An 8,638-nucleotide genomic window follows, 5' to 3' on the forward strand; every position below is an offset into this window, starting at 1 on the left:
CTGGGATGACAAGAAAAGGCTACTAGGGTTACAAGAGAAGGAGGCACTGGGATGACAAGAGAAGGTACTGGGATAATACCCATAACCTTGTCATTCCAGCGCGTAACGCTAGATCCAAATTTTTGGCAAATTCATCAAAAATGTTGTATAATATACTTGTTTACGATCAATTTTGCTCGATCTCAGTGTCATCTACTTGTATAACATTGCCTGCTATGTAAATTGCTCTTAAATTAAAACATTTACACAGTAACATGTTGGAATGACACAAGGTTTGCGTTTATAAATCAAGTTGATTATGCTAAAAGAATTTGAAATTGAACCTCTGCTAAAAGATAAACCTCCACATCAAATCAAAGCTGTGGTTGCAATGTCTGGTGGAGTTGATAGCTCTGTTGCAGCAGTACTGCTACATCACCTTGGGTACCAAGTAATTGGTGTGACTCTTCAGCTATATGGTAGTGATGGTAATGCTAATACGAGAAAAGGTACATGTTGTACCGGACAGGATATTTATGATGCAAAGCGCGTAGCTGAGGTTACTGGCTTCCCTCATTATATCTTAAACTATGAAGAAATATTCAAAAGGGAAGTGATAGAGGATTTTGCAAACACCTATATGCGTGGAGAAACTCCTATACCATGCGTAAAATGTAATCAAACAGTAAAGTTTCGTGATTTATTGCAAGTTGCAAAAAATCTCAGTGCAGATGTCCTGGTTACAGGACATTACGTAAGAAGATTGGAACAGAATGGCGAGGTAAAACTGTGCATGGGCATCGATAAAAATAAAGATCAAAGTTATTTTCTGTTTGCCACAACAAAGAAGCAGTTAAAGCTTTTGAGATTTCCACTTGGTAAATTCTATAAAAGTGATATAAGAAAACTAGCAAAGCATTTTGGTTTACTAATCTCTGAAAAGCCAGACAGTCAAGATATATGCTTCGTTTCTGAAAGCTATAGTGAAACAATAGCTAAGTTAGCTCCACAATCTGTGCAGAAAGGCAAAATTGTGGATGCACATGGAAAGGTGCTGGGCGAGCACAACGGCATAGTAAATTTTACAGTGGGGCAAAGAAAAGGTCTGGGCATTACACATAGCGAACCCCTCTATGTGATAAAAATCAGTAAAGAAGATAATGAGGTCATAGTAGGTCCAGTTAGCGCACTAATGCAGAGAAAAGTGTTGGTCAAGGAGCTGAATTGGCTAGAGCAGCCAAAGGAAGGCATGGAAGTCACTGTGAAGCTCCGGTCATCACACTTGGGAAGTTTAGCGACAATATACCCAGCTGCAGAACAAAATAAAGCTTGTATTATTTTAAACAATGACTACTTTGGCATCAGCCCCGGCCAAGCCTGCGTAGCATATAAAAACGACCAAGTTGTCGGCGGTGGGTGGATATGTTCTTAACTCAAAGGCCCTATTAGCGTTAGAATGCTTGCTGTACATACTTTCTAAGAAAAAACACTAACATCATCACATAGACCTTATATCTGCTTTTCGTGGTCGGTCCAAGAAAATTTGTTCCATATAGGTAATGGGGTTACTTAATGCTTTTGCAGAACTTGTAGGTACATCGCCATTTTTCTCAAGACTCTTGGCTATGACATCCGCAACGCTTTTTCCTTCGAGGAGATAGTTTTTGCCTAAGTTTTTTTTCTCTTCATCTTCTAACTGGAAGAATCTTATTTTATTCTCCTCATCAATTTCTACTTTTATTCCCTTATTTTCTGTTTTTCCATCCTTTGTTTCTGTACTGCTGGGGTATAAATGGATACTGATCTTCCCTGCCTTGGTAGTAAAAGACATTTCAATGCCACCTTGTAAGACATCTGTATAGTTTCTTTTTTCATCTTTGTCTTCTTCAAATCTTACTATACTTTCTCCAATACGAAATACATAGTATTTAAAATTTAACTCTTCTATTTTGAGATCATTTGTAACTTTTTTTAGGTCATTTACAGCTTTTTTTAGACCGTTTACAACTTTTGCAACCTCAATAGTGCTACCTTGCGGATATTTTGTATAAAAGTAAAAGTTATCTACATCTACTACTAAATTGTCTCTTTGAACTTGTATATCCTTGTTTACTATACCACCATATGCTGCCCTCTTAAGGGCAGCATAGATTTGTTCACGCTTTTCAGTAAACTCAGAGATCATATCTCCCCCTATCATCCTGCATAGTCTTTCATCCTCATCATAAGAGTGTGGTTTCAATTTTATTCTTCCACCATTTACAATTAACTTACGGACAATATCAACTACAGCTTTTATGCTATCTGGATCATCCAATGCACTTTCACATGGACCGTCAAGCCCGAAATGCATAATTGTTGAAAATGTTACAACAGGAACACGACCCAAAGTATCTAGTACCGTTTCAATTACTAAACCCGACACAGTATTTTCACAATCATCACAGAGTGAGTTCAACCTTATCTCTTGTGGCAAATTATCTACTAAATCTTTTATACGCTTTAAAGCATTTCTTGTACAATTTATACTCTGATTATACAAACTCTTTCGGTCTTCTTGGTCGTTTTTTTCCCTAATATCTTTTATCTTCTCATAAAAATCCTTAATCAATTCCTTTTCATCTTCAGTTAATGGTATTTCTGCTAACTGTGAGCTTTTTCTTAAGAATTCCAGAAGAGAAAAATAATCTAAACTGCTACTTGAGTCTCCCTCTGAGTCGGAATCACTTGAGTCAGTACTTTCGCTTGGATGGTCGCTCATTGAATCGTCATTTTGTAGCGGGCCCCAACTACCATAATCAGAATTAATATCTGATGGCAGGCTACATTCTTCAGAATTAGTACCTATCACTTTACCACTTTCGTTTGGCCAATCAGTTGCTTGATTAACATTCCATAGACCCCATCCGTCATTTACATTTTCTCCAACATCTTCCTCAGTTTCTGTACTGCACTTACTTGTACTATCTGGTATTTCTTGATTACAACTTCTGCCTGTGTAATTATCAGATTCTGATCGTACTGAACAAGTATTACTAAAAGTTTGCTGGTCATCACTTACTGTTGGCCAATCTCCATCCATACTGGGTCTTTTTTGTGGATTACTACCTCCATCTATAATGTCACTTTCCAGTTTTCTTTTTAACCTAGGGTTCCATTGACTACCATCCCCTTCTGCCTGATAATTATGAGAAGTTTTTCCATCTAACAGATCACTAGGCACTTTAGGACGCAATCCTTCGAAAGGATCCCAAAGATCGAAAACATTTTTTATATATGGTTGCTCATCTTTTACCTTAACACTCATATTGTATGACCATCACTCACTAATTCCTAGGTAGTTACCATAATTTACAAACAAGTCAATAAAAATTTAGCAGTTCTCTACCAATGATGCTTACTTTTCCGTGTAGTTTTACGCCTTCTTGTCAGCTTAGGTCTAATCCTAATCAGGGTATGGCAGAAAAACTTGTTAAAGCAGGCAGTTAAATTTTATAAGGTGAAAATTTTTTATGACAGCCAAATCACTAAAGAACCCTAAAGAAAACCGTGATACTTAGGTTTGCTTAAGTCGTAAAATTTCAGCTTGAGTAAGACCAGTAGATCCAGCTATTAAGTCAACAGACACACCAGCTTTAAGTAAGTTTTTTGCCAGTTTAATTTTTCCCTTCTCTATGTCTTCTTCAAGTTTCCGCTCGAGATAGCTTCCTCTTTGTACAGGTCCATTATTCTTTCTTCATACGCTGTCAGATCCTTTTCATTCCAATGAAACTTGTCTAATTTATCATAAGCTTGCTTTATTACTGGCGATTCTTCTGCTATTTTTTTTTAATCTTCATCTGTTATTTCTTCTGCATACTTAAAAAAAGAAACACCAGCGCTCCACTGTGCTTATTAATTGCTCTACTTTATTTTTAGGGAACTTCGTCAGTTCCATGAATACAAATTGAAAATCCTTTAAGTTGTGCTCATTAATTTCATCACCTCTTATAGCATGGCTAGATATGTAATTAGGCTTACCAAGAAATAAAATACAATTTGACATTGCAATAAAGAAAATCTTCTTTAAGTTAGAGTACCTACCAGACTGTCTTGAGTAGGCTTTTGCAGCATAATATTGGACTCGTTTTTCAAAGCCCTTGTCGCGAGTGAGCTGCATTTCGACTACAAATCTGTTACCAACAGAATCCTGGCAAAGAACGTTAACTATACTTTGTCTCTCAGAGGCAATTTCAGGGTTCATAATAGTACTAATGAACTCTATTTCTTGTATAACATTAACTTCAACACATCCTAAAATATCGTTCAAAAAACGAATAAGGATGTTCTTATTTTTTCAGTACCAAAGATTTTCTTGAAGGTTAAGTCCAATTTCGGATCAAGAAATTTAGAAAAAGCCATAGTGCTTAGATTAAAGATTAATAATTATACACTATTCTGCAGAAATATTCAATCCTTTTTGACATTCATTCAGGGTATGGCAGAAAAACTTGTTAAAACAGGTAGTTAAATTTTATAAGGTGAAAATTTCTACAATAGCCACTAATTTAATATCCAGTCAATATTCTTTCCACCAATTCTTTTACCGTCGGTACATAGCCATTCTCATAAAACGGATCCTGCTTGAATTTATACACATTGTGTCCAGAAAACATGAGTTCGTTCTCAATATTACCATCGTGTATAATGTTTTGTAGTGTCTTTTGTATACAGAAACTCCGTGGATCCGGCTTTCGTCCTGTTGAATGGTTACCATGATCTTTCCAATTGCTAAACAGACAATGGCTCAAACATCCCCTACAATTGATCTGATCTTGTCTTATCTCCGCAAATTTGTCTGGTGTCACAAAAATCACAGTTGTATCTGGAGTTTTCATTGCTTCTGTATATCCTGCCCTAGTCCACGTATTTGCCAGTTCTTTATCTTTTGCAGTGAGGTAAATCTTTCTACCTCTTGCACCAATTGCAAATTCACTATTGAACTCTTCGCTAGCACTCTCTGAAAATTTTACTTGACGTGAGTTGCGTTCCTGTAACTCACGTATGAAGTTATTTCTTACTGCAGATGAGTAAAATCCTGTTGGACTGAATTTATTCAAAAATACGTCACCTTCTTCTAAAGTGAGTAGCTTCTTTTTCCATTCCGTAGAAATTGGACTTTCCTTCGTTAAAAGTGGACGAGTGCCAAACTGAAAAGCTATTGGTCCAATTTGTGAATTGTCAAACCAACGTTCCCAATCTTTTAAATGCCATACTCCCCCCGCTATAATAATTGGCGTTTTCAAAAGGCCGATCTCGTTCATGAAAGATCTAAGTTCTACAACCCTCTCAAATGGAGCTTGTGGAAGTTTTGGATCCTCACTATTACTGAGTCCATTATGTCCTCCAGCAAGCCATGGATCTTCATACACTACTCCACCAAGCAAAGAAGAAGATACTTTTTGGTAAGCACGTTTCCATAATGCTTTAAAAGCGCGTACTGATGAGATAATAGGGTAATAATAAACCTGATATTTGGCTGCAATTTCTCCGAGCTTGTAAGGCATGCCAGCACCGCAGGTAATACCATGAACTAAGCCTTTTGCCTTTTCTAATATACCACGAAGTACACGTTCTGCTGCTCCCATCTCCCAAAGCACATTCATATGTACTCTTCCACGGCCCTGTGATATTTTATTCGCTATTCTTGCCTGACTAACTCCAGCCTCGATACTATACTTAATCAATTCCTCATGTTTTTCATTTCTTGTTTTGCCTTTGTAAATCAATGGTACTAATTCGCCGTTACCATCAATAAGCTTAGCATTTGCACCAGAGAATGTACCTACAGCATCTGCTGCAGCAAATGCTCCACTTGATCTTCCATCACTAATCGCAATACCTTTGCCGCCCTCGATGACTTGCCACACTTCCTTTCCTGAAATCATTATTTTTTTTATCTTATTTTTCAAAGCTTCCTCATAATCTTTCATTCTATTTTACTTAATTACTAAAAAAATAACAGCTGTTTATTTTCTCTTGACATTGTCAGAACCTCCACAGCCAAATTTGGGTTTTAAATAGACATGTAAACAAAGAGCAGCTACTATAGATGTAGTCATGTGTTTTTTGCTTGTGATTATAGGTTTAGCAAGTGGAATTGGGTCAGGAAAGAGTTTTGTAGCCAATTGTTTTAAAGGGTTTGGTGCTGCTGTGTTTGACGCTGATTCCATTGTACATCAGCTTTACAAAGTAGATAAGAGCATAATAAGTTACGCAAAAGAAAACTTTCCCGGAGTAGTAGTAAATAGTGAAATAGACAAGGAGGTATTATCTAAATATTTCTTAGTCCATGATGAAAATTGGAAGCGATTTCAGTCTTTAGTTCATTCCGCTGTGCAAAGTGAGCTAGAAATTTTTATTGCTCAGGAAGAAAAGACCGATAGAAAACTTCTAGTTCTGGATGTCCCACTCCTGCTGGAAACGAGATTTCGTTTATATTGCGACTTTATCGTTTTTGTCCATGCAGATAGTGCTGTGCAAGCCCAAAGACTTAATGAACGTAATATAGATAAAGAAAAGCTGGATCTAATTTCTAATATCCAGCTACCCATTGCAGAAAAAAGGCAGATGAGTAACTTTACCATCGATAATAGTGCAAGTAAAGAACACGCCCTTTCTCAAATAAAAGATATAGTAGACTCGTTAAATCTCAGCAGTTGATCCCAGCTTACAATTTGCCCTCACCAAACTACTTCGAATCTTGGTTGTATTATTTGTAGACTTCACTACTGAAATTTCAAACCTTGAACCTGCGTTTAAAAGTGACTCAATTGATCTGCCAAAAAAGTCATACCTCCACCCTTTAAATAGTTTATATGTCTGCCCAGATATTGACCCAGCCAATTCATCTTTTGACGAAACCAATTTTCTTGATATACCGTTTTCCTTACATTCGTTCTCTAGAATAATCGATAGCATATCAAGCACAGATCTATCATAACTGCTTGACAAAGTATAATCTTGCTGCATAAAGTCTTTCTCATTTTCATTGAAAATATCTATAAATTCTAATAGGTCTTCCTCTTTTATATTTTTCGTGTTCTTTCTAAGATCTTCTAAAATCTCGTCAACACGTTCCACGTTTTTTTCAATAAAGCCAGCTATTACAGCATTATTAATTATTTTATTACGATTCACATTATAGCGCTGTGCTAAGGTCTCTTGCCACTCACTAACTGCTTTAACAGTTAATATCAATCTCGGATTTGCTTCGTAATTAAATTTAATCCTCTTCCATGCATCTTTTGGACTACGCAAATACTTATTTATATCAACCACTGCTTCCATCTCTTCCTGAAACCAGCCTATTCTACTCTTTTCTTCAAGTTTATTGCGCAATATCTGGTGCAGGTCATATAAATGCACCACATCACTTATTGCATAGTCTAATTGATCCTCAGAAAGTGGACGCTTTAACCAGTCTGAATTTTTAGCTTTAATTTTATCTAATACCACCCCTTGATACTGCTCCACTACTTTTGAGTAACCAATGAAGTCATGATAATAATGACAAAACATAGCAGCAACTTGGGTATCAAAAATGGGAATGGGAATGCATTTGAATACGGTGAATAAAGATTCTATGTCCTGCTGACAGCTATGAAACACCTTAATTATCTCGCGATTTAGCATTATTTTCTTAATAAGTGATAAATCAATTTCTGGCGCTAGTGCATCTACAACAAAACTCTTACCTCCGTAAGAAATTTGAATTAACGACAATTTTGGATAATAGGTTAAATTGTTTCTAAGAAATTCCGTGTCAACTGCTATAAATTTTGGCTTTTTTGCTGTTAACTCCTCACATATGTCTCCCAGACCCGACGTTGTACTAATTAGCATATATTTTTTTACTCAGTAGCCATACTTTAACACTTATATTAAATTTTGCAATTAATAGATCTTCTGCATAACAAATTTATACAGAAGGATATCATACATATCTTTCACAAATAGCAGTTTAGACTTTTCAAAAAGTCAAAATTCCATATAATTTTAGCATGGCTGATATAGCTTATAAAAGAGGCTGCAAAAGATCCATTACACATGTACAGTTTTCTGAAAGAAATGAGCAATCTTGCTTTTGTGTAGGCTTCTATTTAGATTTTATGTTATCCATACGATAAAGTTGAAGCTATCAACGTATAAAAAACATTATGAACTTTGTAAGAGAAAAAAACACTCCTGTGATGGAGCAATATTTAAACCTGAAAGCTCAATATAAGGATCATCTGTTGTTCTATAGACTGGGAGATTTTTATGAATTGTTTTTCGATGATGCCGTTAAAGCTGCAAAGCTGCTGAATATAGTGCTCACTAAGAGAGGTAACTCATACGGGCAAGACATACCAATGTGTGGAGTGCCGGCACACAGTAGTGAATCTTACTTGCACAGGCTCATAGATTTAGGATTCAAAGTTGCAATCTGCGATCAATTAGAGACTGCTGATGAAGCAAAAAGGAGAGGCTATAAATCCATAGTAAAGCGTGATGTAGTCCGAATTATAACTCCAGGTACGATCATCGAAGATTCGCTGCTGGAGGATAAAAGCAATAATTATCTTGCATCCATAGTTGAACAAGATGAAGAATATGCTATTGGCTGGCTTGAGCTATC

6 protein-coding genes and 1 pseudogene are annotated in these 8,638 nt (G+C 36.3%); 3 read left to right on the top strand and 4 right to left on the bottom strand.

The window, feature by feature from the left end:
- Positions 1 to 298 precede the first annotated feature (298 nt).
- Positions 299 to 1,411, top strand: coding sequence for a tRNA 2-thiouridine(34) synthase MnmA (mnmA, locus tag IHO13_RS03225; RefSeq protein WP_225538253.1), 1,113 nt, complete (start codon positions 299 to 301; stop codon positions 1,409 to 1,411).
- A gap of 66 nt (positions 1,412 to 1,477) precedes the next feature.
- On the opposite strand, the gene IHO13_RS03230 is transcribed toward mnmA, so the two are convergent.
- From IHO13_RS03230 to IHO13_RS03240, 3 genes and pseudogenes are all read right to left on the bottom strand, one after another.
- Positions 1,478 to 3,286, bottom strand: a complete 1,809-nt coding sequence (locus IHO13_RS03230; protein WP_225538254.1) for a hypothetical protein — start codon at positions 3,284 to 3,286, stop codon at positions 1,478 to 1,480.
- Between the two features lie 249 nt (positions 3,287 to 3,535).
- Positions 3,536 to 4,380 (bottom strand): annotated as a pseudogene (locus IHO13_RS03235) (Rpn family recombination-promoting nuclease/putative transposase).
- A 146-nt stretch (positions 4,381 to 4,526) separates the two neighbouring features.
- On the bottom strand, positions 4,527 to 5,930 hold the full coding sequence (locus tag IHO13_RS03240) for an NAD(P)H-dependent flavin oxidoreductase (protein WP_225538257.1): 1,404 nt from the start codon (positions 5,928 to 5,930) through the stop codon (positions 4,527 to 4,529).
- 163 nt (positions 5,931 to 6,093) lie between these two features.
- Here IHO13_RS03240 and coaE point away from each other — a divergent pair, with 163 nt between their 5' ends.
- On the top strand, positions 6,094 to 6,681 hold the full coding sequence (coaE, locus tag IHO13_RS03245; RefSeq protein WP_225538255.1) for a dephospho-CoA kinase: 588 nt from the start codon (positions 6,094 to 6,096) through the stop codon (positions 6,679 to 6,681).
- Here coaE and IHO13_RS03250 read toward each other — a convergent pair.
- Entirely contained in the window at positions 6,664 to 7,863 is a 1,200-nt protein-coding gene (locus IHO13_RS03250; protein ID WP_225538256.1) for a ribonuclease D, read from the bottom strand. The genes coaE and IHO13_RS03250 overlap by 18 nt on opposite strands.
- A 314-nt stretch (positions 7,864 to 8,177) precedes the next feature.
- Here IHO13_RS03250 and IHO13_RS03255 point away from each other — a divergent pair.
- On the top strand, positions 8,178 to 8,638 hold a 461-nt coding region (locus IHO13_RS03255), incomplete at its 3' end, for a MutS N-terminal domain-containing protein (protein WP_458695362.1).

The organism is Wolbachia endosymbiont of Mansonella perstans, assembly GCF_020278605.1.
In the GTDB taxonomy this organism is placed as follows: Bacteria; Pseudomonadota; Alphaproteobacteria; order Rickettsiales; family Anaplasmataceae; genus Wolbachia.